The sequence below is a fragment of the Cryobacterium arcticum genome (assembly GCF_001679725.1).
Taxonomy (GTDB): Bacteria; Actinomycetota; Actinomycetes; order Actinomycetales; family Microbacteriaceae; genus Cryobacterium; species Cryobacterium arcticum_A.
Genome location: NZ_CP016282.1, coordinates 356,032 through 378,374 on the forward strand (window position 1 = coordinate 356,032; position 22,343 = coordinate 378,374).

General features: G+C 68.2%; 18 protein-coding genes. 10 read left to right on the forward strand and 8 right to left on the reverse strand.

Annotated elements, in window-relative coordinates:
* Nucleotides 1-66 precede the first annotated feature (66 nt).
* The 3 genes from PA27867_RS01670 to PA27867_RS01680 are packed head-to-tail and all read right to left on the reverse strand — an operon-like array spanning nucleotide 67 to nucleotide 4,322.
* A complete protein-coding gene (locus PA27867_RS01670) occupies nucleotides 67-2,016 on the reverse strand; it encodes a glycoside hydrolase family 2 protein (protein WP_157109078.1) in 1,950 nt (649 codons plus the stop codon).
* Nucleotides 2,017-2,050: 34 nt separating this feature from the next.
* Nucleotides 2,051-2,563, reverse strand: a complete 513-nt coding sequence (locus PA27867_RS01675; protein ID WP_236900795.1) for a MarR family winged helix-turn-helix transcriptional regulator — start codon at nucleotides 2,561-2,563, stop codon at nucleotides 2,051-2,053.
* 10 nt (nucleotides 2,564-2,573) lie between these two features.
* Nucleotides 2,574-4,322: an MFS transporter gene (locus PA27867_RS01680; protein WP_084020542.1), complete on the reverse strand. Its 1,749-nt coding sequence runs from the start codon at nucleotides 4,320-4,322 to the stop codon at nucleotides 2,574-2,576.
* A 376-nt stretch (nucleotides 4,323-4,698) separates the two neighbouring features.
* On the opposite strand from PA27867_RS01680, the gene rplJ reads away from it, so the two are divergent.
* The 4 genes from rplJ (at nucleotide 4,699) to PA27867_RS01700 (ending at nucleotide 7,678) form a co-directional block, all read left to right on the forward strand.
* Nucleotides 4,699-5,214 (forward strand): 50S ribosomal protein L10, encoded by a 516-nt coding sequence (gene rplJ / locus PA27867_RS01685; protein ID WP_066592326.1) that lies wholly within the window; start codon nucleotides 4,699-4,701, stop codon nucleotides 5,212-5,214.
* 52 nt (nucleotides 5,215-5,266) lie between these two features.
* Nucleotides 5,267-5,650: a 50S ribosomal protein L7/L12 gene (gene rplL / locus PA27867_RS01690; protein ID WP_066592329.1), complete on the forward strand. Its 384-nt coding sequence runs from the start codon at nucleotides 5,267-5,269 to the stop codon at nucleotides 5,648-5,650.
* A gap of 220 nt (nucleotides 5,651-5,870) precedes the next feature.
* Entirely contained in the window at nucleotides 5,871-6,350 is a 480-nt protein-coding gene (locus PA27867_RS01695; protein WP_066592332.1) for a MarR family winged helix-turn-helix transcriptional regulator, read from the forward strand.
* A complete protein-coding gene (locus tag PA27867_RS01700; RefSeq protein WP_084020543.1) occupies nucleotides 6,347-7,678 on the forward strand; it encodes an MFS transporter in 1,332 nt (443 codons plus the stop codon). The genes PA27867_RS01695 and PA27867_RS01700 overlap by 4 nt, the downstream gene beginning before the upstream one ends.
* 289 nt (nucleotides 7,679-7,967) lie before the next feature.
* On the opposite strand, the gene PA27867_RS01705 is transcribed toward PA27867_RS01700, so the two are convergent.
* Both PA27867_RS01705 and PA27867_RS01710 read right to left on the reverse strand, forming a co-directional pair.
* Nucleotides 7,968-9,059 (reverse strand): DNA-3-methyladenine glycosylase family protein, encoded by a 1,092-nt coding sequence (locus PA27867_RS01705; RefSeq protein WP_236900796.1) that lies wholly within the window; start codon nucleotides 9,057-9,059, stop codon nucleotides 7,968-7,970.
* Between the two features lie 63 nt (nucleotides 9,060-9,122).
* The gene (locus PA27867_RS01710; RefSeq protein WP_066592335.1) at nucleotides 9,123-10,133 is read right to left on the reverse strand and encodes a LacI family DNA-binding transcriptional regulator; all 1,011 of its coding nucleotides are present in this window, start codon (nucleotides 10,131-10,133) and stop codon (nucleotides 9,123-9,125) included.
* A gap of 309 nt (nucleotides 10,134-10,442) precedes the next feature.
* Here PA27867_RS01710 and PA27867_RS01715 point away from each other — a divergent pair, with 309 nt between their 5' ends.
* From PA27867_RS01715 to PA27867_RS01730, 4 genes are all read left to right on the forward strand, one after another.
* Complete coding sequence (locus PA27867_RS01715; RefSeq protein ID WP_066592338.1) at nucleotides 10,443-11,804, forward strand: ABC transporter substrate-binding protein; 1,362 nt, start codon at nucleotides 10,443-10,445, stop codon at nucleotides 11,802-11,804.
* Nucleotides 11,805-11,902: 98 nt separating this feature from the next.
* Nucleotides 11,903-12,874 carry a carbohydrate ABC transporter permease gene (locus PA27867_RS01720; RefSeq protein WP_066592343.1) on the forward strand — a complete coding sequence of 324 codons (972 nt, stop codon included), beginning with the start codon at nucleotides 11,903-11,905 and terminating at the stop codon, nucleotides 12,872-12,874.
* Nucleotides 12,871-13,854 carry a carbohydrate ABC transporter permease gene (locus PA27867_RS01725; protein WP_066592350.1) on the forward strand — a complete coding sequence of 328 codons (984 nt, stop codon included), beginning with the start codon at nucleotides 12,871-12,873 and terminating at the stop codon, nucleotides 13,852-13,854. The genes PA27867_RS01720 and PA27867_RS01725 overlap by 4 nt, the downstream gene beginning before the upstream one ends.
* A 126-nt stretch (nucleotides 13,855-13,980) precedes the next feature.
* Nucleotides 13,981-15,873 carry an ABC transporter ATP-binding protein gene (locus tag PA27867_RS01730; protein ID WP_066592353.1) on the forward strand — a complete coding sequence of 631 codons (1,893 nt, stop codon included), beginning with the start codon at nucleotides 13,981-13,983 and terminating at the stop codon, nucleotides 15,871-15,873.
* Nucleotides 15,874-15,909: 36 nt separating this feature from the next.
* Here the strand turns inward: PA27867_RS01730 and PA27867_RS01735 are convergent, their stop codons facing one another.
* Entirely contained in the window at nucleotides 15,910-16,572 is a 663-nt protein-coding gene (locus PA27867_RS01735; protein ID WP_066592356.1) for a DUF305 domain-containing protein, read from the reverse strand.
* Nucleotides 16,553-17,245, reverse strand: a complete 693-nt coding sequence (locus PA27867_RS01740) for a DUF3105 domain-containing protein (protein ID WP_066592358.1) — start codon at nucleotides 17,243-17,245, stop codon at nucleotides 16,553-16,555. Before PA27867_RS01740 ends, PA27867_RS01735 begins: the two co-directional genes overlap by 20 nt.
* A 272-nt stretch (nucleotides 17,246-17,517) precedes the next feature.
* On the opposite strand from PA27867_RS01740, the gene PA27867_RS01745 reads away from it, so the two are divergent.
* Together PA27867_RS01745 and PA27867_RS01750 are read left to right on the forward strand one after the other, a co-directional pair.
* Nucleotides 17,518-18,882, forward strand: coding sequence for a cystathionine beta-synthase (locus PA27867_RS01745; RefSeq protein ID WP_066592359.1), 1,365 nt, complete (start codon nucleotides 17,518-17,520; stop codon nucleotides 18,880-18,882).
* A 64-nt stretch (nucleotides 18,883-18,946) separates the two neighbouring features.
* A complete protein-coding gene (locus PA27867_RS01750; protein ID WP_066592368.1) occupies nucleotides 18,947-20,107 on the forward strand; it encodes a cystathionine gamma-synthase in 1,161 nt (386 codons plus the stop codon).
* A 109-nt stretch (nucleotides 20,108-20,216) separates the two neighbouring features.
* On the opposite strand, the gene PA27867_RS01755 is transcribed toward PA27867_RS01750, so the two are convergent.
* Nucleotides 20,217-22,247 carry a beta-galactosidase gene (locus PA27867_RS01755; RefSeq protein ID WP_084020545.1) on the reverse strand — a complete coding sequence of 677 codons (2,031 nt, stop codon included), beginning with the start codon at nucleotides 22,245-22,247 and terminating at the stop codon, nucleotides 20,217-20,219.
* Between the last annotated feature and the right edge of the window lie 96 nt (nucleotides 22,248-22,343).

Here is a 22,343-nt window from a genome sequence, read left to right on the forward strand (position 1 = left end):
GGCCGGACCGGGCGCTGACTGGGCGTTGACCGTGTCGGGCCGCGCACCGGTCAGCCCGGTGACGGCTCACGCCGGCGGCGGCTCACTGGTGGGCCCGGGGTGCTTCCGGTCGATGATCGCGCGCAGCCGCGCCAGCGGCGCCTTGGGCGTGCGGGTCTCGTCGACCAGTCCGTTGGTCTCCTGCAGCGTGTCGGTCAGCTGCGTGTAACAGAAACCCGCGAGCACCGTGCTCGCCTCCACGGCCGCGAACAGGTTGTCGAGCCGGGCGAGGAAATCATCCGTCGTCGTGGCGGTGGAGTAGCCCCAGCCGGCCGCGTCGGCGGCGTCGTCGTCGTCGTCGGCGGTGCGGTGCCCGGCGAAGGAAATGCCGCCGAACTCGGTGAGCATCACCGGCGGGCCCGGCGTCTCCGAGCCCGGCACCTCGGTGGTCGGGTCGGTGCCCGGCCCCGCCTGGCCCGGCAGCACGAGGCGTCGCCCGGCCGGCCCCGGCCCGGCGACCAGGCGGGCCACGGCCGCGGCGTCGTGGTAGCGGGCGAGCAGGGTGGCGCCGTCGGCGGCGTAGTCGTGCACAGTGAGGATGTCGGAGCCCACGTGCTCCCAGCCGTCGTTGGACACGACCGGACGGGACGGATCGAGCGCCCGGGTGAGCTCCGTCAGGGACCGGGCGAAGGCGGCCTGGGCCGGGTCCCGGGCAATCTGCGGCACGCCCCAACTCTCGTTCACCGGCACCCAGGTGACGATCGACGGATGCGAGTGGTCCCGCTCCAGCGCCGCCGTCCACTCCGAGAGCGTGCGCAGCATGGCCGTGGCGCTGAATTCGAAGGCGCCGGGGGCCTCGCCCCAGATGAGGAGGCCCAGCCGGTCGGCCCAGTACAGGAACCGGGGATCTTCGATCTTCTGGTGCACCCTGGCGGCGGTGAAACCGAGCTGTTTGATCAGCTCCACTTCGCGCCGGAGGGCCGAGGGCGCGGGACTGGCCAGGTGCGACTCGGGCCAGTAGCCCTGCTGCAGCACCGAGCGCACGAAGTAGGGGTGCCCGTTCAACAGGAAGCGGCCCTGGCCCACTCCGGCTGAACGGAGGCCCAGGTAGGAGTGCACCTCGTCCAGGGCCTGGCCCCCTGCGCTGAGCGTGACGGTGGCGTCCAGCAGCCGGGGCTCCTCCGGGCTCCAGTACAACTCGTGGGCGGCCTGGCCGTTCCGCTGGGCCGGCAGGGTGAGGATGCTGGTGCAGGAGGTGTCCGAGACCGTGTGGCTGGCCTCCAGCACCGGTTCGCCCTCGAAGCTCAGGGCATAACTGAGCCTGCTTCCGGCCGGCGGGCGGCGGCTGAGGTCGACCCGCACCGTGACGGTGCCGGCCACCAAATCCGGTGTCCAATGCAGCACGGTCACGCTGGTGCTGCCGGTCACCTCCAGCCAGACGGGCTGCCAGATACCGCTGGTGCGGTGGTACCAGATGGAGTGCGGGTCGAGCCGCCAGTCCTGCTTGCCGCGCGGTTGGGCGGCGTCGAGCGGATCATCGGCCGCGCGCACGACCACGGTGTGTTCCGGTGCGGTGCGGTGGGTGAGGTCGAGCACATCCGTGATGTCGAACGAGAACGGGGTCTGCCCGCCCTCGTGTTCGCCGACGAACCGGCCGTCGATCCACACCCTGGCCCGGTAGTCCACGGCGCCGAAATGCAGGTGCACCCGCTGCCCCGCATCCGTCGACGGGTTGAGGCCGGCCGCGCGCAGCTCCGTGGCGCCGAACCGGCGCGAGTACCAGACCACGGGGTGGAACCCGGTGTCGTGGATGCCCGAGGCCGCCGATTCGAACGGGAAGGGGACCTGGATCGTGCGCTCGAAACGCGCCTCGACGTACCACCGGGCGGCCTCGCCCGCATCGGTGTCGTCGAAGGCGAAGTCCCATTCGCCGGCCAGCTCGTGCCAGTGCGGGCGCACGAGCTGGGGCCGGGGATAGTCGCCGGTCTGACGACTGGCCCGCACGATGTACGGATGAGCCGCTGCGCTGCTGGTCATGGCCTCCATCATGCCGGAGACCTGCCGGGCAGAACTAGGCCTGGGCCGACGGCTCTCCGTCGGGGGAGTTCAGCTTCTCCAGGAGGCGAGCGAACTCCTGCAGCTCGTCTTCGGGCCAGGCGGCCAGCCGGGAATGCAGGAGGCTCTTGTCGCCGCCGGGAACCTCGTTCATACGCTGGATCGCGAGCGGGGTCGCCGCGAGGAACCGGGCCCGCCCGTCGGCCGGGTCCGCCGCGAGTTCGAGCAGACCCAGGTCCTGGAGCAGCCGAGCCTGCCGGCTGATCACGCTGCGGTCCACGTCGAGCGATTCGGCCAGCGCACTGGCGTGTGTGGGGCCGCAGCGCCGCAGCATTCGCAGGATCTTGAGGCCGAAGGGCTGCAGCGCTGGGTCGATCCGGGTGGCCGCCTCGCGGATGGCGCCGCGCACATACGCCGCCAGCACCATCATCTGCTCCTCCACCTCGGCCAGCGCCTCGGTGACGTCGGCCGAGGGGGCCGCGCCGCCGGGGGCGCCGGTGACCGGGGGGAGTGCGCCGTGGTCGGTCATGACCATCAGACTAGCGACCTGTGCCGTGCTGTCCGAGCGTCTCGTCGGCGCCCGGCTGCACGCGAATCGAGCCCGTCGGGTGGGCCAGGCCCACCGGGGTCAGGCCGGCGGATGCCGCACCCACCTCGATGAGAATGTCTTCGGCGTCTTCGAGCTCGCGCAGGTCGGCGTCTTCGAGGCTCTCGACCGCGGCGCTGTCCGGTGCCACGGCGGGCGTTGCGGACGAGTCGATCTCGGCCTTAGCCTTGGCCAGCGAGATCGCATTCTGGGTGCCGAGCGAGGCGTTGGGCATCAGCGCGACCATGAGGAGCGTGATCAGGGCCAGCGGAACACCGAGCAGGAACACGGTGCCGACGCCCGAGCCGTAGGCGGACTCGACCACGACGCGGATCGCGCCGGGCAGGTCGCTAATGTGCGGGATGGCGCCGGAGCCCAGCGTCTGCACGGCGACGGCCTGGTCGGCCGGGGCGAGGTCCGCGATGCCGTCCTTGATGTGCTGGGCAACGACGGTGCCGAGCACCGAACCGAGCACCGAAACGCCCACCGTGCCGCCGAGGCTGCGGAAGAACGTGACAGCGCTGGTGGCGACGCCGAGGTTCTGCACCTCGATCGAGTTCTGCACCACGAGAACGAGGTTCTGCATGAGCATGCCGAGGCCCGCGCCGAGGATGGCCATGAAGATGCCCACCAGCACCAGGTTGGTGTCGTACTGCAGGGTGCCGAGCAGCAGCAGCCCGGCGACCACGAGGACCGCACCGGAGACCATGATGGCCTTCCACTTGCCCGTGCGGCTGATCAGGGTGCCGAACAGGGTCGACGAGATGAGCAGGCCGCCCATCATCGGAATGGTCAGCAGGCCGGACTGAGTGGGCGTGGCGCCCCGCGCCAGCTGCATGTACTGGCTGAGGAACACCGAGGTGCCGAACATCGAGACGCCCACCGAGATGCTGGCGATCGTGGCCAGGGTGAAGGTGCGGTTCTTGAAGAGCGTGAGCGGGATGATGGGCTCGGGGACCTTGAACTCCACGATCACGGCCGCGATGAGCAGCACGGCGGCCGCGGCGACCATGATGAACGAGGTGAGGGACGCCCACTCGAAGTCGTTGCCGGCCAGGGTGACCCAGATCATCAGCAGCGACACGCCGCCGGCGATGAGTGCAGCGCCGAGGTAGTCGATCTTCACCACGCGCTTGACGCGGGCGGGGAGGTGCAGGGTGCGCTGCAGCAGCACGATCGCCACGATCGCGATGGGCAGGGCGATGAAGAAGTTCCAGCGCCAGCCGAACGCATCCGTCACTACGCCGCCGAGCAGCGGGCCACCGACGGTGCCGAGGGCCATGACGCCGCCGAAGAGGCCGGCGTACTTGCCGCGGTCACGCGGGCTGATGATGTCGGCCATGATGATCTGGCTGAGCGCGGCCAGGCCGCCGGCGCCGAGGCCCTGCAGCACGCGGAAGCCGATGAGCGTTCCGGTGTCCTGCGAGAAGCCGGCCAGGGCCGAGCCGATCACGAAGGTGGCCAGGGCGAGCTGGATGAGCAGCTTGCGGTTGAAGAGGTCGGCGAACTTGCCCCAGATGGGCGTGGAGACCGTGGTGGCCAGCAGCGTCGCGGTGATGACCCAGGTGTACGCGGACTGGTCACCTTTGAGGTCGGAGATGATGATCGGCAGCGACGTGCTGACGACGGTTCCGGCGAGGATCGAGACGAACATGCCCAGCAGCAGGCCGGACAGGGCTTCGAGCACTTGGCGCTTGGACATTGAACCGTCGGCCGAGATGGCACGTTTCGGTGTGGGGGTGGTGCGAGAGCGGCGAGGCATGAATCTCCATAGATCTGATTGACAGAAGTCAACTATAAATACTTAGTGGACTTCTGTCAACTACTTTTCTGGGATTGCGGGCGCAGCCGTCGATTTGCGCCGGGCCCCGCGCATCCCGTAGTGTGGGGAACAGCCAAAGACCGCCGGTTGTCGCTGCCCAGAAATGGAAAAGCGATCGAAGGTTCATTCACGTGAACGGCCCGCGCAGGTGTTCGAAGTTAGCCAGTCCAACTGGCCTCAGCTCCGGCGCTTGCGCTGGGGCTTTTTTCATGTCTGCGCCCCGGGCTACCGGCACATGAATATTTAGAGGAGCGCCATGGCGAACAAGGAAGCAACGGTCGCCGAGCTGCAGGACAAGTTCCAGAGCTCGACCGCCGTTCTGCTCACCGAGTACCGCGGTCTCACTGTTGCGAAGCTCAAGGAGCTGCGCACGTCCATCAGTGAGGACGCCACGTACGCCGTGGTAAAGAACACGCTGACCAAGATTGCGGCCAACAACGCCGGCATCACGTCTTTTGACGAGGAGCTCGTTGGCCCGTCCGCAATCGCTTTCGTGCACGGTGACCCTGTCACCGTCGCAAAGAAGCTGCGTGCCTTTACCAAGGCAAACCCTCTCCTGGTTGTCAAGGGTGGTTACTTCGACGGTAACCCCCTGACCGCCGCAGAGGTAGGCAAGCTCGCCGACCTCGAGTCCCGTGAAGTTCTGCTCGGCAAGCTTGCCGGCGCCTTCAAGGCCTCGCTGTTCGGAGCCGCATATCTGTTCAACGCACCGCTGTCGAAGGCTGTTCGCACCATCGACGCGCTGCGTGAAAAGCAGGAGTCCGCGAACTAGGCATCTGCCTGTACCGCGGTGAGTAACTTTAGAAACTAATAGGAGAAAAATCATGGCAAAGCTTTCCACTGAAGAGCTGCTCGAGCAGTTCAAGGGCCTCACCCTCATCGAGCTCTCCGAGTTCGTCAAGGCATTCGAGGAGACCTTCGAGGTCACCGCCGCTGCCCCCGTCGCCGTCGCCGGAGCCGCTGGCCCCGCCGCCGCTGCCGAAGAGGTCGAAGAGCAGAGCGCGTTCGACGTCATCCTCGACGCCGTTGGCGACAAGAAGATCCAGGTCATCAAGGTTGTGCGCGAGCTCACCAGCCTGGGCCTCGGCGAGGCCAAGGCCGTTGTCGATGGCGCGCCGAAGGCCGTCCTCGAGGGCGTTGCGAAGGAAGCTGCCGAGAAGGCAAAGGCTTCCCTCGAGGCCGCTGGCGCCACCGTCACCCTCAAGTAATCACGCCCCGCAAGGGGTTGGTTCTTCAGGTGTAACGGCTTAGCCGCATCACTCGCGAAACGGGCGTCGCATCCACACGGATGCGGCGCCCGTTTCCGTTCCCCGCCCCTTCCGCGAACTGTGAGAAAAGCCACAAAAAGCTTGAGTTTCCGGGGCTTTACTCGAGGTTCGCGGGGGAGGCGGGCTGGATATATAGCTTGGCTATGTATATAGTTGGCGGATGCCTGCTGATCTACATTCCATCCTCGGGGACCTGGTCTCCGTCAACCACCGTCTCACCCGGGTCGCCGCCCGCGCCGCCCGCGGCACCGAGTCGCCCGCCCTCTGGCGCACGCTCAGCGTGTTGCTCACGAGCGGCCCCATCCGCCTCGGCGAACTGGCCGAGCTGAGCCGCGTCTCGCAGCCCACCGTCACCAAACTCGTGGGAGGCCTGCTCGCCCGCGGCTGGATCGCGCGGACCAGCGACGCCGCCGACGCACGCGTCAGCCTCATCGCGATCACCCCGGACGGCGAGGCCGCCCTGCTGGCCTGGCGCACCGAGCTGGCCGCCGCCCTGCTGCCCTACTTCGCCGACCTGCCCGCATCCGATGTCGACACGCTCGAGCGGGCCGTCGCCATTCTCCGCGATCGGGTCGAGGCCACCGAGCGCCAGGCGGCGCCCGGGCGCCGCGCTGCGACGGTGTCGGAGGTCGCCCGATGAGCCGCCGCACGTCAGCGTCCACCTCGACCGCCCCGGCCGGCTCGGCCTCACGCGGATCGGTCTCGACAGCCCCAGTCGGCCAGAGTGGCGGCCACGGCTCGGCCGCGGGAGCGAGCATCCTGCACCAGCCCAAGGCCGTCTGGGCCGTCGCCTTCGCCTGCGTGATCGCGTTCATGGGCATCGGCCTGGTCGACCCGATCCTGCCGGCCATCGCCGCCGACCTCGCCGCGACGCCCACCGAGACCGAGATGCTCTTCACGAGCTACCTGCTCATCACGGGCGTGGCCATGTTCTTCACCAGCTGGATCTCCAGCCGCATCGGCGCCAAACGCACCCTGCTGATCGGCCTGGCCCTGATCGTGGTGTTCGCCCTCGCCGCCGGCCTCTCCCAGGACGTCGAATCCATCATCGGCTTCCGCGCCGGCTGGGGCCTGGGCAATGCCCTGTTCATCTCCACCGCGCTGGCCACCATCGTGGGGGCCGCGGCCGGAGGCACTTCCTCCGCGATCATCCTCTACGAGGCCGCGCTGGGCCTGGGCATCGCCATCGGCCCGCTGCTGGGCGGACTGCTGGGCAGCATCAGCTGGCGCGGACCGTTCTTCGGCAGCGCCACCCTCATGGCCGTCGGCTTCATCGCCATCGTCGTGCTGCTCAAGACCGAGGGGCCGCGCCCCGTGCCCACCCACGTGTCCGCCCCGTTCCGGGCGCTCGCCCGGCCTGGCCTGGGGATCCTCGCCGGCGCCGCCCTGTTCTACAACATCGGCTTCTTCGTGCTGCTGGCCTGCACCCCGTTCGCCCTGGTTCCGCTGGGCCTCGGCAGCGCCGTCAGCCTCGGCCTGGTCTTCTTCGGCTGGGGACTCTCGCTCGCCATCACCTCGGTGTGGGTCGCCCCGCTGCTCACCCGCCGGATGCGCCGCAGCCGGGTGCTCTGGCTCGTGCTGCCGCTGCTCGCGGCGGATCTGGTCGCGGCCGGACTGCTGATCGGCTCGGCCGTTGGCCTGGTGCTCTGCGTGATCGTGGGCGGACTGCTGCTCGGCGTGCTCAACACCGTGCTGACCGAGAGCGTGATGGAGGCCACCGACCTGCCCCGCAGCGTGGCGTCCTCGGCGTACTCCGGGGTCCGGTTCCTCGGCGGCGCGATCGCGCCCCCTGCGGCCACCCTGCTGGCCGACGGGTTCACCTCGGCCACGCCGTTCTTCGCCGCGGGCGCATCCGTTCTGGTGGCCCTGCTCGTGATCGTTCTGGGCCGGCACCACCTGGCCCGCGCCGACGGCGGCGTCGAGAGCTCCCTCGAAGAGGCCGAGGCCATCGGCGCCGGCGACAGCTGACCGCCGCAGGCCCTCGGCCGGTGCGCTCGTGGCGCAGGTGTGCAGTCGTGGCGCAGGTTTGACCTGGTGGCGCAGGTTACGCGGACGTTTTACCTGCGCCGCGACACTTTTCCTGCGCCGCGGGCTTTTTTCCTGCGCCGCGAGCCACTTCCTCGCCACGAAGCAGCCGTGGCGAAACGTGCGTGGTGCTCGGAGCGTGCGTTTGTGCTCGCAGCGTGCGCTATTCGCCCGAATATCCCACGCCGCGAGCATTTTCCCACGCTGCGAGCGCGTTCCCACGCGGCGACCGTCAGTGCCAGCGGTGGTCCTGGATGGTCATCCGCGGGCCGTGGCGGGGTGCCCGGTACCCGCTGCCCAGGATGAGCCGCACCACCCGTTGCCGGTGGCCGAGGAAGGGTTCGAGCAACTCGAGCATGCCGTCGTCGTCGACGGGTGTGCCGGTGAGGGCCCAGCCCACCTGGGCGGCGAGGTGGTAGTCGCCGACGCTCACCGCATCCGGGTCGCCGTGCGAGCGCTGGGTGACCTCGGCGGCCGTCCACCGGCCGACGCCCGGCAGCGACTGCAGCCGGCGCCCGGCGGTGACGGCGTCGACCGGGCGGTCGAGGGATGCCGCGACGGCGGCGACCGTGACGGCCGTGCGCGAGCGCCGCGGGTCGACGCCGGCGCGGTGCCAGTCCCACGACGGCACGAGCCGCCAGCGTTCGGGGCCGGGCGAGACCATCATGCCCGTGGGCGCCGGCCCTGGAGCCGGTTCGCCGTGCTGCCGGATGAGCCGGTACCAGGCGCGGTGCGCCTCCAGCACGGTCACCTTCTGTTCGATGATCGCCGGGATGAGGGACTCGAACACGAGCCCTGAGCTGCCCAGCCACACGCCGGGCGCCCGGCGGCGCACCTCCGCGATGGCCGGATGCGCGCTCAGGTCGAGGCTGCTCCAGTCGTCCTCTGCGCCGAGCAGGGCCGGCACCCGGTCGATGCACCATGCGGCGCCCGGGCCCCAGGCCTGCGCGTGGATGTCGCCGCCGGCGCTCTGACGGAGCAGCAGCGTCGCCGGTCCGAGCGGGGTGCGCTGGGTGCGCCAGATGCCCGAGGCGTCGGTGCGGCAGGTGGGATCCCCCCGGCCGCGGCAGTGCGGTGCCATCGTGGCGGCCAGGTCAACGGGACGGGCGGGCGCGTACCGTGTGGTCACGGTGGAGGAATCCGCTGCGTCGGCCGCGGCCTCCTGCGGGTCTGCCGCTGGCCCTGTTCCCGCTGCGCCGCTGTGCCCCGCTGCGCCGCCGTGCCCTGCCGCGCCGCCGTACCCCGCGGCGGCGCTCCCGGCGTCGGCTGCAAGGTGGTTGCGCACGGGCGCATCCGTCTGCTCGGCGGTCGGTTCGGGAATCATCCCCACGAGGCTAACCCGAGGCGGCGACACGGTGCACACCGGCGGCGCATCCGGTGCCCTCGATCAGCGCGGCGCGCTCGTGCTGGAGCGCATCACCAGGTTCGTCGGCACCCGGGTCAGCTGCGCCGTGCCGACGGTCGACGGCTGTTCGAGGGCGCTGAGCAGCCAGTCGACGGCCATCCGGGCCTGGTGGCGCGGATGCTGTTCGATGGTCGTGAGCCGGAACATCTCGGCGTATGGATGCCCGTCGATGCCGATCACCGAAAGCTCGGTGGGGATCTGGATGCCGAGTTCCCTGGCGGCGATGATGAGCCCGACGGCGATCTCGTCGCTCGCGGCGAACACGGCCGTGGGTCGGCGGCGCGGGTCGCCGAACAGGGCGAGGCCCGCCTCGTATCCGCCGGGGACCGTGAAGGCGCAGGCGGAGAATCCGTCGTCGGTCGAGTGGCCGGCGGCCCGCATGGCCGCATTGAAGCCGGTCAGCCGCTTGGTGTGCACGGCGAAGTCCATCTGGTCGATCTGGTCGCCGCCGACGTGACGGATGTCGGTGTGCCCGAGGCTGAGCAGGTGCTCCGTAGCCAGGCGTGCGGTGGCGACATCGTCGATCGCGATGGTGTGCACGCCCGGGATCTCGCCGCCGATGCCCACCAGTGGGCGGCCGAGACGGTGCAGCTGAGTCACCTCGTCGTCGCTGAGTTCGACGCCCACCGAGATGACGCCGTCGAACCGCTTGCGGGCGAGAAAGAAATCGAAGACCCGTTCCCGCTCGACGGAGTGCGTGGGCAGGTTGTACAGCGTCATGTCGTACCCCTGGGCGAGCAGCGACTGCTCGAGGCTCTCCAGGATCTCGGAGAAGAACCAGCGGCTGATGAACGGGATGATCACCCCCACGCTCTGCGTGCGGCCGGTGACGAGGCTCGCGGCATTGGGGGAGGCGACGTAACCGATCAGGGCCGCGGCGGCGACGACCTTTTGTCGGGTTTCGTCCGAGACGTAGCCCCGGCCGCTGAGGGCGCGGGACGCCGTGGCCTTGGCAACTCCCGCGAGGCGCGCGACATCGGCTATTGCGCTCATCTCAGCCTCCGTCCTTGGAAACGCTAGTGCACACCTTAGCGGTTCCCTCCCAGCAGTGGAACCGGTTCCATAAAGTCGGGACCGGAGCGTGATGCTCGTCTGCGCGATTTGCCGTGAGAGCGCGATCTTTGCCAATCCGTAATCATTTTGGGCTTGTGGCGAAGCAATCAGTGCCGTACTTTGTGGTGTGGAACCGGTTCCTTATGCAACCGTTTCCAGATGTGTGACCCAGAGCACCTGCAGTACACATTCGGTCGGTTCCGGAGAAGCCGGAGCGACCACAAGCAACACTCAACGAGGAGGATTTGCATGAGCGTGAAACAGCATCGCCGGCTTTTCGTCCCGGTCGCTGCAGCTGCAGTGATGGGACTCGCCCTGACCGGCTGTACCGGCGACATCGCCGCCCAGGACGCGGCCGACACCGACTGCTCCGCCTACACCGACTACGGAACCTTCGAGGGCAACCCCGAGGTCAGCATCGGTGGAACCATTCAGGATGACGAGGCCGACCGCCTCGTGCAGTCCTGGGCCGACTTCCAGGCCTGCACCGGTATCACCGTGAACTACACCGGCACCAAGGAGTTCGAGGCTCAGATCGCCGTTCTCGCCGAGGGTGGCAGCGCGCCGGACATCGGGATCATCCCGCAGCCGGGCCTGTTCAACAAGCTTGCCGACGCCGGCTTCCTCAAGCCCGCTCCCGAGGCCGTCGAGGCCAACGTTGACAAGTGGTGGTCGACGGACTGGAAGGGCTACGGCACCGCGTCCGACGGCACCTTCTACGCCGCACCGCTGATGGCCAGCGTCAAGGGCTACGTCTGGTACTCGCCGTCGATGTTCGAGGAAAAGGGCTACGAAGTCCCCACCTCGCTCGACGAGATGATGACCCTCACCGCCAAGATCGCCGCCGACGGCACCGTGCCGTGGTGTGCGGGTGTCGGATCGGGTGACGCCACGGGTTGGCCGGGAACGGACTGGGTCGAGGACTACGTCCTCCGCCAGGCCGGAGCGGACACCTACGACAAGTGGGTCAAGCACGAGATCCCGTTCAATGACCCCGCGATCGTCAAGGCGTTTGACTCGGTCGGCGAGATCCTGAAGAACCCGGAGTACGTCAACGGCGGACTCGGCGACGTGTCCTCGATCATCTCCACGGAGTTCGGCGACGCCGGCCTCCCGATCCTCGACGGCTCCTGTGCCCTCCACCACCAGGCCTCGTTCTACGAGGGCTTCTGGAAGAAGGCCGACGGTTCCGCCGTCACGGTCGCGCCTGACGGCGACGTCTACGCGTTCCTGCTGCCGCCCGCCGAGGCCGGCGGAGAGCAGGCCGTCACCGGTGGTGGCGAGCTGGTCAGCGCGTTCAACGAGAGCGACGAGATCACCGCAGTGCTCAGCTACCTCTCGAGCGACACCTGGGCGAACAACCGCGTTGAGCTGGGCGGCGTCATCAGCGCCAACACCGGCCTGGACGCCTCGCTCGCATCCAGCGACATCCTGAAGCAGAGCGTCGAGATCCTGCAGGACCCGAACACGGTCTTCCGTTTCGACGGCTCTGACCTGATGCCGGGTGCCGTGGGCACCGACTCCTTCTGGAAGGGCATCGTGAACTGGCTCAGTGGCGACGACACCCAGAAGGTTGTCGACACCATCGAGTCCAGCTGGCCGAAGAGCTAGCACCAGCGTGACCGGGTGGGTCCGCCGCGAGGCGGACCCAGCCGCATACCTCCCACTCTTCGCAGCTTCTTCCTCGACACCATAGAAGGGTCCGGCCAATGACGACCGCGGATCTACTCGGCAAGATAATTCAGGTGGTGGCAGCTCTCGCCGCCTTCTCGCTCGTCATCGGGCTCATTCTCTTTTTGATCGACAGAGCGCCCAAACGCGGGCGCGACTACTGGCAACTCGCCTTCTTCCTGCTTCCCGCGCTGCTGCTGCTGCTTGTCGGGCTCATCTACCCGGCCATCCGCACCTCCCTGCTGGCCTTCAGCAACAGCGCCGGCGACTGGGTGGGTGCAGACAACTTCGTCTGGATGTTCACCCAGCCGGCCGCCCTCGTCACCCTGGGCAACACCGTGATCTGGGTGGTCGTGGTGCCGATCCTCTCCACCGCCATCGGCCTCGCCTACGCGATGTTCATCGACAAGTCCCGCGGTGAGAAGTACTTCAAGGCACTGGTCTTCATGCCCATGGCCATCTCCTTCGTCGGCGCCGGCATCATCTGGCGGTTCGTCTACGACTACAAGTCGGGCGACAACGCCCAGATCGGCCTGCTCAACCAGATCCTGGTCTGGTTCGGCGCCGAGCCCGTGCAGTGGTTGCAGACCTCGCCCATCAACACCTTCCTGTTGATCGTCGTGATGATCTGGATCCAGACCGGTTTCGCCATGGTCATCTGCTCCGCCGCGATCAAGGGCGTGCCCACCGAGCAGATCGAGGCGGCTCAGCTCGACGGCACCAACCCCTGGCAGCGGTTCACCAACGTGACGCTGCCGGGCATCCGTGGCTCGCTGGTTGTGGTCATCACCACGATCTCGATCGCCACCCTCAAGGTGTTCGACATCGTGCGCACCATGACCGCCGGTAACTTCAACACCAGCGTCATCGCCAACGAGATGTACACCCAGGCCTTCCGGGCCGGCGAGCAGGGCCGTGGCGCCGCGCTCGCGATCGTGTTGTTCCTCCTGGTGCTGCCGATCGTCATCTACAACGTACGAATCCTGCGTCAGCAGAGGGAGATCCGATGAGCGACAACGTAGTCGACCTGCCCATCCCGGGTGCCACCACGTCGAAGGCGAACACGACCGCCGAGGTCGTCGGCAAGTCCGAGCGGGTCAAGCGCCGGCTCACCTCGCGCACCGCAACGGTGGTGGCCCTCGTCATCGCCGTGCTGTGGACGCTGCCCACCTTCGGCCTGTTCATCTCGTCGTTCCGTCCGGCCGGGCTGATCAGCACCACCGGTTGGTGGACGATCTTCCAGAACCCCGGCTTCACCCTGGACAACTACAAGGAGGTGCTGTTCAGCACCTCGCAGTCGTCGCCGCAGCTGGGCGCCTACTTCGTCAACTCGCTGGCCATCGCGATCCCGGCCACGCTGTTCCCGCTCGTGATCGCCGCGATGGCCGCATACGCCTTCGCCTGGATCAAGTTCAAGTGGAGCGGCGCCCTGTTCGTGCTGATCTTCGCCCTGCAGATCGTGCCGCTGCAGCTGGCCCTGATCCCGCTGCTGCAGATGTTCACGCAGTTCCTGCGCCCCGGCCAAGCCTGGGTGCACGACCTGATCCCGATGATCCCCGAGCAGGGCTACCTGCCGGTGTGGATCGCGCACACGATCTTCGCGCTGCCACTGGCGATCTTCCTGTTGCACAACTTCATCTCCGAGATCCCCGGCGAGGTCATCGAGGCGGCGCGAGTGGATGGCGCCACCCACGGCCAGGTCTTCTTCCGTATCGTGCTGCCGCTGGCCGTTCCGGCGCTGGCGTCCTTCGCGATCTTCCAGTTCCTCTGGGTCTGGAACGACCTGCTCGTGGCGCTGATCTTCTCCGGCGGCACACAAGACGTGGCGCCGCTCACCCAGAGGCTGGCGGAGCTCACCGGTACCAGAGGCCAGGACTGGCAGAGGCTGACGGCCGCGGCGTTCGTGTCGCTCGTGGTGCCGCTGATCGTGTTCTTCAGCCTGCAGCGTTACTTCGTGCGCGGCCTGCTGGCGGGCTCGACCAAGGGATAGACCCCCGGCCAGGCCAGAGGTTATGCTCTGAGTCACCTTTCAGACGTGGTCGATGCCGGCACTGGCATTACCGCGACGGACCGGCCCCGAATCTTCGGGGTCGGTCCGCTGACTTAGAGTGAAGCAATGAGCGGAATGCACGGCGGGGGAGCACGTCCCGCAGAACAATTCCGGGGGCGCCGCAATCGCGTCAGCGGCGACGACCCGCAGGCACAGAAGGCCGAGAACGCCGCAGCGCCCGTGATCCCGAACCTGTTGGGACGCATCCGGGCCCTCTTCGCACCACACGGCCGCAAGCTCACCGTCACGGTGATCCTGGTGTTCGTCTCCGCCGGCCTGTCGGTGTTGCCGCCGCTGTTGATCCAGCGGGCGTTCGACCAGGGCCTCTTCCCCGAATCGGGCGGACCCGACCTGCAGCGGTTGACCGTGCTCGTGGTCCTCATGATCGCCGCGTACGTGACCACGGCCCTGCTGGGCGTCTGGCAGACCTGGCTCACCGCCACGGTGGGTAACTCGGTGATGGGCGAGCTGCGGGTGCGGCTGTTCAGCCACCTGCAGGCGATGGAGCTCAGCTTCTTCACCCGCACCAAGACCGGCGTGATCCAGTCCAGGCTGCAGAACGACGTCGGCGGGGTGGCCGGCGTGCTCACCAACACGGTCTCCAGCGTGCTCGGTAACGCCGTCACCGTGATCGCGGCGTTCGTGGCCATGCTCCTGCTCAACTGGCAGTTGGCGATCGTCGCGGTGATCCTGATGCCGATCCTAGTGTTCGCCCAGCGACGGGTCGGCCAGGTGCGCGCCCGCATCGCGTCGAAGACGCAGGAGTCGCTCTCCGACATGACCGCGATCACGCAGGAAACCCTGAGTGTGTCGGGCATCCTGCTGTCCAAGAGCTTCACCCGGCAGAACGCCGAGATCGCCCGGTATTCGCACGAGAACGACAACCAGGTGCGGCTGCAGGTCAGCCAGCAGATGAGCGGCCAGTGGTTCTTCGCTATGGTCAGCATTTTCCTGTCCAGTATCCCCGCCATCGTCTACCTGGTGGCCGGACTGCTGCTCACCAACGGCGCCACCGACATCACCGCGGGCACCGTCGTGGCGTTCACCACCGTGCAGGCGCGGCTACTCTTCCCGCTGCTCGGCCTGATGCGCGTGGCCCTGGACCTGCAGACCTCCAGCGCCCTCTTCGCGCGCATCTTCCAGTACCTCGACCTCACCCCGGCGATCAGTGACGCCCCGGACGCCAAGCCGGTGCCCGCGGTGACCGGGCGGGTGCAGTTCGATGCCGTCACCTTCGCGTACCCGGATGCGTCCGCCGAGTCGCGACCCACCCTCGACGCCGTCTCCTTCACGATCGAACCCGGCGCGTTCGCTGCCTTCGTGGGGCCCAGCGGGGCGGGCAAGACCACGGTCTCCTACCTGATCCCACGGTTCTACGAGGCAACCGGCGGCCGGGTGCTGTTCTCCGGCGTGGACGTGCGCGACCTCCAGCAGGAGTCCCTCGTCTCGCACATCGGCATCGTCAGCCAGGAGACCTACCTCTTCCACGCCACCATCGCCGAGAACCTGCGGTACGCCAAGCCCGAGGCGACGGATGCCGAACTCGAGACGGCGGCGCGGGCCGCGAACATCCACGACACCATCGCGTCGTTCCCGGCCGGATACGACACCGTCGTCGGCGAACGCGGCTACCGGCTTTCCGGCGGCGAGAAGCAGCGGGTGGCGATCGCCCGGGTGCTGCTCAAGGACCCCGAAGTGCTGATCCTCGACGAGGCCACGAGCGCCCTCGACGCGATCTCGGAGCGCGTCGTGCAGGCCGCCCTGGACACCGCGTCGCGCGGACGCACCACCATCGCCATCGCGCACCGCCTGTCGACCATCGTGACCGCCGACGTGATCTTCGTGGTCGACGCAGGCCGGGTGGTCGAGTCGGGCACCCATCAGGAGCTGCTCGCCGCTGGCGGCACCTACGCGGAGCTCTATGCCGAGCAGGCCCCCGAACGGCTCCCCGGACTGTGAGCCAAGCCCCGAAAATCGCGGCTTGTGGGGCCCAAGTTACAGTTCGCGGGCGGCGAGCATCGACTCCATCAGGTTGATCTCGGACTCCTGGGAGACGATGACGGAGTTGGCGAAGCCGAGGATCGACGGGTTGTTGGCGCGGTCCTGCACGGCCTCGGCCATGTCGACGGCACCCCTGTGGTGCGCGATCATCAGGGTGAGGAACATCCGCTCGGCGTCGGCACCCGTGGATGCGGTGAGGGCGGCGATCTGCTCGTCGGTGGCCAGTCCGGGCATCCGCTGCCCAGGGGTGTGCGCCCCGCCGGTGTGGCCGTGGCCTTCGTCGGAGCGGCCGGGCCGGGTCATCCAGGTCATCGACGGCTCGGGGCCGGCCTGGGTGAGGTTCCACTCGGTGAGCCAGCCGTAGAGCTGGCCGGCCTGCTGCGACTGGGTGAGGGCGATGTCATAAGCGAGCCGGCGCACCTCCTCGTCGGTGGTGCGGTCACGGATGATCATGGCCAGCTCGGCCCCCTGCAGATGGTGCACCTGCATATCGCGGGCGAATCCAGCCTCGGCACTCGTCGCGGTGGGAGCGGGGCTGTCGCCCGCGCTCAGACGGCCCACTGAGTAGCCGACGAGCGCGACCATCGCGACCGCGATCGCGGCCGCGATGATCAGGGTGACGCGCCTGGCGCCGACGCTACGCCTTGCCGGGGCCATCGATGCCGCCGGTGCACGGTGAACCGGGCTCGGGCACCGAGTTGCTCTGCCAGTACTCCTGGATGAAGGTCGGGATGCGCTCGTCGTCGACCGAGTCGACCGCCAGCTGCGAGTTCCAGCCGCTGAGCACGATGGGGGAGTCGAGTCCCTCGAACGGCGAGAGGATCACGTAGGTGGAGGGCAACAGTCCGCGCAGGGTGGCCAGGTCGTCGTCGCTGAGCGAGGAGTCATAGGTGATCCAGAGGGCGCCGTGCTCCTGGGAGTGCACGGCGTTCTCCGACGGAACCTGCTCGGTGTACACACCGCAGTTCAGCCAGGCCGGGTTGTGTTCGCCGCCGGCCGGCGGGGTCTGCGGGTACGTCACGGCGGTCTGCACGTGGGCGGCCGTGTTCTGGAACGTCTGCACGCCCTCGATCTCGGCGCCCGTGCCACCGCCGGCGGTGTAGCTGGCGCTCTTGGGGGTGAGGACCACGGACGTGATGACCAGGCCCACCACGGCGACCACGGCCGTGATGCCCGCGATCAGGCCGATGCGCCGGTTGCGTGCACTGCGCTTCTGCTCGCGGTGGTACTGCTCGAGCTTGGCGGACCGTTGCGCCGCGCGCTGAGCCTTGACGCCGGGCTTGGGGGTGGACGATCCGGCGGAGGGGCCGGTGGGCGGGGCAGGGGTCACGAGGGCCTCTTTCGGTTGCTGTTCTCTCATTCGAACGTATGGACCGCCGCCCGCGCTTCCCGAGCGGGGCATCTCACAGTTGGTTCACAGGCTGGTCGGGACTCACGGGCGGCGACTAGAGTGAAACCGTGATCATCCTGACGTCGTGTCCCTGTTGCTGCTTTCGCTAGCCGACTCGCACACCCGTATTCACCGGTTTCAGACCGCCACCAGGCCAGCGGCCACGCCGGCATCGCTCCGCGCCACGTCACTCACGTTCGAAGGATCCCTTCATGAAAATCGCTGACACCATCCTCGACCTCATCGGCAACACGCCCCTGGTCAAGCTGCACAAGGTCACGGAGGGCATCTCCGCCACCGTGCTCGTGAAGCTCGAATACTTGAATCCCGGTGGGTCCTCCAAGGACCGCATCGCCACCCGCATCATCGACGCCGCCGAGCGTGACGGGCACCTATTGCCCGGCGGCACCATCGTGGAGCCCACCTCCGGCAACACCGGCGTGGGCCTGGCCCTGGTGGCCCAGCAGCGCGGCTACAAGTGCGTCTTCGTGCTGCCGGACAAGGTCGGCGAGGACAAACGCAATGTGCTCACCGCGTACGGCGCCGAGATCGTCGTGACCCCGACATCCGTGGCCCCCGACGACCCCGAGTCCTACTACAGCGTCTCCGACCGGCTCGCCCGCGAGATCCCGGGCGCTTTCAAGCCCAACCAGTACTCCAACCCGAACGGTCCGCTCAGCCATTACGAGTCCACCGGACCGGAGATCTGGCGCGACACCGACGGCACCGTCACCCATTTCGTCGCCGGAGTCGGCACCGGGGGCACCATCACCGGCACCGGCCGGTACCTGCGCGAGGTCTCGAACGACGCCGTGCGCATCATCGGCGCCGACCCGGAGGGCTCGGTCTACTCCGGCGGCTCCGGCCGGCCGTACCTCGTCGAGGGTGTCGGCGAGGACTTCTGGCCGGGCGCATACGACCCGGCCGTTCCGCACGAGATCATCGCGGTCTCCGACGCCGACTCCTTCGCCATGACCCGCCGTCTCGCCCTCGAAGAGGGCATCCTGGTCGGTGGCTCCAGCGGCATGGCCGTCGTCGCGGCGCTCCGCGCGGCAAAGGACCTCCCCGCCGATGCCGTCGTGGTGGTGCTGCTGCCCGATGGCGGCCGCGGCTACCTGGGCAAGATCTTCAACGACGGCTGGATGCGCAGCTACGGCTTCTCCAACGCTCCCGCCGGTCACACCGTGGCCGACCTGCTGCGCTCGAAGACCGGCACCCTGCCGGCGTTCGTGTACGTGCACCCGAACGACACCGTGCGCGACGCGATCGAGACCATGACCTCCTCGAGCGTGTCGCAGCTGCTCGTGCTCGCGGCCAAGCCGCCCGTCGTGATGGGCGAGGTCGTCGGCTCCGTCGACGAACGCAGCCTGATGGCACGGGTGTTCTCCGGGGAGTCGCAGCTCACCGACAAGGTGGGCTCGATCGTGGGCGACGCCCTGCCGTTGATCGGCGTGAACGAACCGGTGGGGTCGGCCCGGGCCGCTTTCGCCGAGCACGACGCCCTCCTCGTCACCGACGGCGGCAAGCCGCTCGGTGTCATCACCCGGCACGACCTCCTGACCTACCTCAGCGCCTAGCTCCGGGCGGGTCCGACCCGCCAGCCGAACGTAGACATCCGACTTACTTCGAAAGAGACCCACCATGAGCCAGTCCGAGAACCAGAAGTTCAGCACCATCGCCATCCACGCCGGCCAGGAATTCGACCCCACCACCGGAGCCGTCATCCCGCCGATCTACCAGACCTCCACCTACGTGCAGGACGGCATCGGCGGCCTGCGCGGTGGCTACGAGTACAGCCGCGGCGGTAACCCCACCCGCACCTCGCTCGAGACCATGCTCGCGGCGCTCGAGGGCGGCAAGCACGGCCTCTCGTTCGCCAGCGGCCTCGCCGCCGAAGACAGCCTGCTGCGCGCCGTGCTCAAGCCCGGCGACCACGTGGTGCTCGGCAACGACGTGTACGGCGGCACCCACCGGCTGATCAACCGGGTGCACGGCGCCTGGGGCGTGCGCAACACCACGGTGGAGATGAGCGACCTCGCCGCCGTCGAGGCCGCCATCATCCCCGGCGAGACCAAGATCCTCTGGGTGGAGACGCCCAGCAACCCGCTGATGAAGATCAGTGACATCGCCGGCCTGGTCGAGGTCGGCCACCGCCACGGTGTGCTCGTCGTCGTCGACAACACCTTCGCGTCGCCCGCCCTGCAGCAGCCCCTCGCGTTCGGCGCCGACGTGGTCGTGCACTCCACCACCAAGTACCTCGGCGGCCACTCCGACGTGATCGGCGGCGGCCTCGTCATCAACGACGACGAACTCGCCGAGAAGACCAAGTTCATCCAGTTCGCCGCCGGCCCCGTCTCGGCGCCGCTGGACGCCTGGCTCACCGTGCGCGGCATCAAGACCCTCGCGGTGCGCATGGAACGGCACAGCAGCAACGCCCTGGCCATCGCCCGGTACCTCGAGACCCACCCCGCCATCGAGAAGGTGTACTACCCCGGGCTCGAAAGCCACCCCGGCCACGAGCTTGCCGCGTCGCAGATGAGCGCCTTCGGCGGCATGCTCTCGCTGGCATTCCGGGGCGGCGAGAGCGCCGCCCGGCTCTTCGCCGAGTCGATGCACCTCTTCCAGCTGGCCGAATCGCTCGGCGGAGTGGAATCCCTGGTCAACTACCCGTCTGAAATGACCCACGCCTCGGTGCGCGGCACCGAACTCGAGGTGGCGACCAACATCGTGCGGCTTTCCGTCGGCATCGAGGACCTCGACGATCTGCTGGCCGACCTCGCGCAGGCCCTGCCCGCCAGCTGACCCAGCCTCACCCGACGGCCGGCTGTTGCCGCTTCGGACAATGCGCCCGGTACGCCGGGCGCATTTGTCCGTGCGGGAACAGTTGGGCCGGCGGGGGCGTGCGCGAGCGCTACCGGATGCTCCGCACCACCCGGGTGAGCCCGGCCGGGACGAGCACGGTTCCCTCCACGACGGTGTCCGTGAGCAGCTCGGTGCCGGTGGCCTCGATGGCCTGGTCGGCATCCGTGTGGTTGATCAGGAACCTGAAATCGTCGGTTGCCGACGACCGGGTGATCGACTCCACACCGTCGACGCCGCGGGCCGCCTCGATGCCGGCGCTGTTGAGCACGTCCAGCAGCAGGGAGTCGAGGTCGGCACCGTCGAGCTTCGTCGACACGTACCAGGCCGCACCCGCACCGAAGCTGTTGCGGGTGATCGCCGGGCCGCCGGAGGCGGGCCCGTCCACATAACGGGCCAGCACCTCGGCGCTGGAGACGACGATGTCGTCGGCCCAGGCCGTGCCGGTGCGGGAATCGCTGAGCGTGACGGTCTCCGTCTCGTGCAACGGCAGGAATTCCGGGATGGTGAGGCCGAGGACTTCGCGGAGGGCTCCGGGCGCAGCGCCGGCGTAGACGGTGTCGTTCTCGTCGACGATGCCGGAGAAGTACGACACCAGCAGGGTGCCGCCGCCCTGAACATAGCCGGTGATGTTCTCCGACGCGGTCGGACCGGCGAGGTAGAGGCTCGGCGCAATGACGAGCGCATAGGAACCGAGGTCCGCGGTCGGGTGTACGAAGTCCACCGTGACGTTGCGCTTCCAGAGCGCGCTGTAGAAGGCTTCGATGCGTTCACGGTGGCCCAATTCCACACTCGGCCGCCACTCGAAGTCCTGGGCCCAGAAGGATTCGGTGTCCCAGATCAGCGCCACCCGCGCGCTCACGCGGGACGAGCGCACATCGGCCAATGCGCCAAGCGACCGGCCGAGGGCGACCACCTCGCGCCAGATCCGGGTGTCGGCGCCGGCGTGCGGCAGCATGGCCGAGTGGAACTTCTCGACCCCGAAGCGTGAGGCGCGGAACTGGAAGAACAGGATCCCGTCGGCGCCGCGAGCGAGGTGCGACAGCGAGTTGCGGGCCAGCTCGCCGGCGCGCTTGGCGATGTTGCGCGGCTGCCAGTTGACGGCCCCGGTGGAGTGCTCCATCAGGATCCAGGGCGCCCCACCGGCCAGCGACCGGGTGAGGTCGGCATCCATCGCCAGCAGGATGTGGTTGTCGGCGCGTTCGGCGACGAGGTAGTGGTCGTTGGCGACGACGTCCACCTCCCTGCTCCACTTCCAGTAGTCGGCGGAGAGACAGTTGGTGGCCATGAAGTTCGTGGTCACGGGGATGTCCGGGGTGAAACGACGGATGACGTCGCGCTCGTTGATGTAGCACTCGAGCAGCGCGTCCGAGGTGAAACGGTGGAAGTCCAGCCGCTGGGCCTGGTTGCTCACCGACGCGGACTGGCGGGGCGCATCGATCTCGTCCCATTCGCCGTAGACCTGGCCCCAGAAGGTGGTGCCCCACTTCGAGTTGAGCACCTCGAGGGTGCCGTAGCGGGCCTGCAGCCAGGCGCGGAAGGCCAGGACGGAGTGCTCGTCGTAGGAGTCACTGATCGGTGCGCCGTATTCGTTGTGCACGTGCCACAGCACGAGCGCGGGGTGGTTCGCATAACGTCGGGCCAGCTGCTCCGTGATGGCCGCGGCGGCGCGGCGGTAGTCGGGGCTGGACGGGCTGACCATGCCGCGGGAGCCGTTGCCCAGGGTGATGCCGTCCCGGGTGACCGGACGCGAATCCGGGTACTTCTTCCAGAACCAGGCCGGCGGTGCGGCCGTGGGGGTCGCCAGGTCCACGTCGATGCCGGCTTCGTGCAGCAGCGTGATGATGTCGTCGAGCTGGGTGAAGTCGTACTCTCCCTCGCGCGGTTCCAGGATGCCCCAGGCGAAGATGGCGACGCTGACCAGGTTGATGCCCGCCTCCTTCATTAGCTCGATGTCCTCGAGCCAGGTGGCCCGCGGCCACTGCTCCGGGTTGTAGTCGCCGCCGTAGCGGATGCCGGTCGCACCGTGCAGCAGGCGCTGCATGGCGGGGGAGCTGACGGGGGTGGGGGTATCGATCGACATTGGCCTAGGGCTCCTTCTACTGTGTGCGCTCCCAGTTCTAGCACAGCAAATGCGCGGAGACCAGATGATATTCCCACGTTGACAACGCAAGAATTG

Bases quoted from the DNA above. Each gene is read 5' to 3' on its own strand.
- PA27867_RS01670 (WP_157109078.1), bottom strand. From the start codon at position 2,016: ATGACCAGCAGCGCAGCGGCTCATCCGTACATCGTGCGGGCCAGTCGT.
- PA27867_RS01675 (WP_236900795.1), bottom strand. From the start codon at position 2,563: ATGACCGACCACGGCGCACTCCCCCCGGTCACCGGCGCCCCCGGCGGC.
- PA27867_RS01680 (WP_084020542.1), bottom strand. From the start codon at position 4,322: ATGTCCAAGCGCCAAGTGCTCGAAGCCCTGTCCGGCCTGCTGCTGGGC.
- rplJ (WP_066592326.1), top strand. From the start codon at position 4,699: ATGGCGAACAAGGAAGCAACGGTCGCCGAGCTGCAGGACAAGTTCCAG.
- rplL (WP_066592329.1), top strand. From the start codon at position 5,267: ATGGCAAAGCTTTCCACTGAAGAGCTGCTCGAGCAGTTCAAGGGCCTC.
- PA27867_RS01695 (WP_066592332.1), top strand. From the start codon at position 5,871: ATGCCTGCTGATCTACATTCCATCCTCGGGGACCTGGTCTCCGTCAAC.
- PA27867_RS01700 (WP_084020543.1), top strand. From the start codon at position 6,347: ATGAGCCGCCGCACGTCAGCGTCCACCTCGACCGCCCCGGCCGGCTCG.
- PA27867_RS01705 (WP_236900796.1), bottom strand. From the start codon at position 9,059: ATGATTCCCGAACCGACCGCCGAGCAGACGGATGCGCCCGTGCGCAAC.
- PA27867_RS01710 (WP_066592335.1), bottom strand. From the start codon at position 10,133: ATGAGCGCAATAGCCGATGTCGCGCGCCTCGCGGGAGTTGCCAAGGCC.
- PA27867_RS01715 (WP_066592338.1), top strand. From the start codon at position 10,443: ATGAGCGTGAAACAGCATCGCCGGCTTTTCGTCCCGGTCGCTGCAGCT.
- PA27867_RS01720 (WP_066592343.1), top strand. From the start codon at position 11,903: ATGACGACCGCGGATCTACTCGGCAAGATAATTCAGGTGGTGGCAGCT.
- PA27867_RS01725 (WP_066592350.1), top strand. From the start codon at position 12,871: ATGAGCGACAACGTAGTCGACCTGCCCATCCCGGGTGCCACCACGTCG.
- PA27867_RS01730 (WP_066592353.1), top strand. From the start codon at position 13,981: ATGAGCGGAATGCACGGCGGGGGAGCACGTCCCGCAGAACAATTCCGG.
- PA27867_RS01735 (WP_066592356.1), bottom strand. From the start codon at position 16,572: ATGGCCCCGGCAAGGCGTAGCGTCGGCGCCAGGCGCGTCACCCTGATC.
- PA27867_RS01745 (WP_066592359.1), top strand. From the start codon at position 17,518: ATGAAAATCGCTGACACCATCCTCGACCTCATCGGCAACACGCCCCTG.
- PA27867_RS01750 (WP_066592368.1), top strand. From the start codon at position 18,947: ATGAGCCAGTCCGAGAACCAGAAGTTCAGCACCATCGCCATCCACGCC.
- PA27867_RS01755 (WP_084020545.1), bottom strand. From the start codon at position 22,247: ATGTCGATCGATACCCCCACCCCCGTCAGCTCCCCCGCCATGCAGCGC.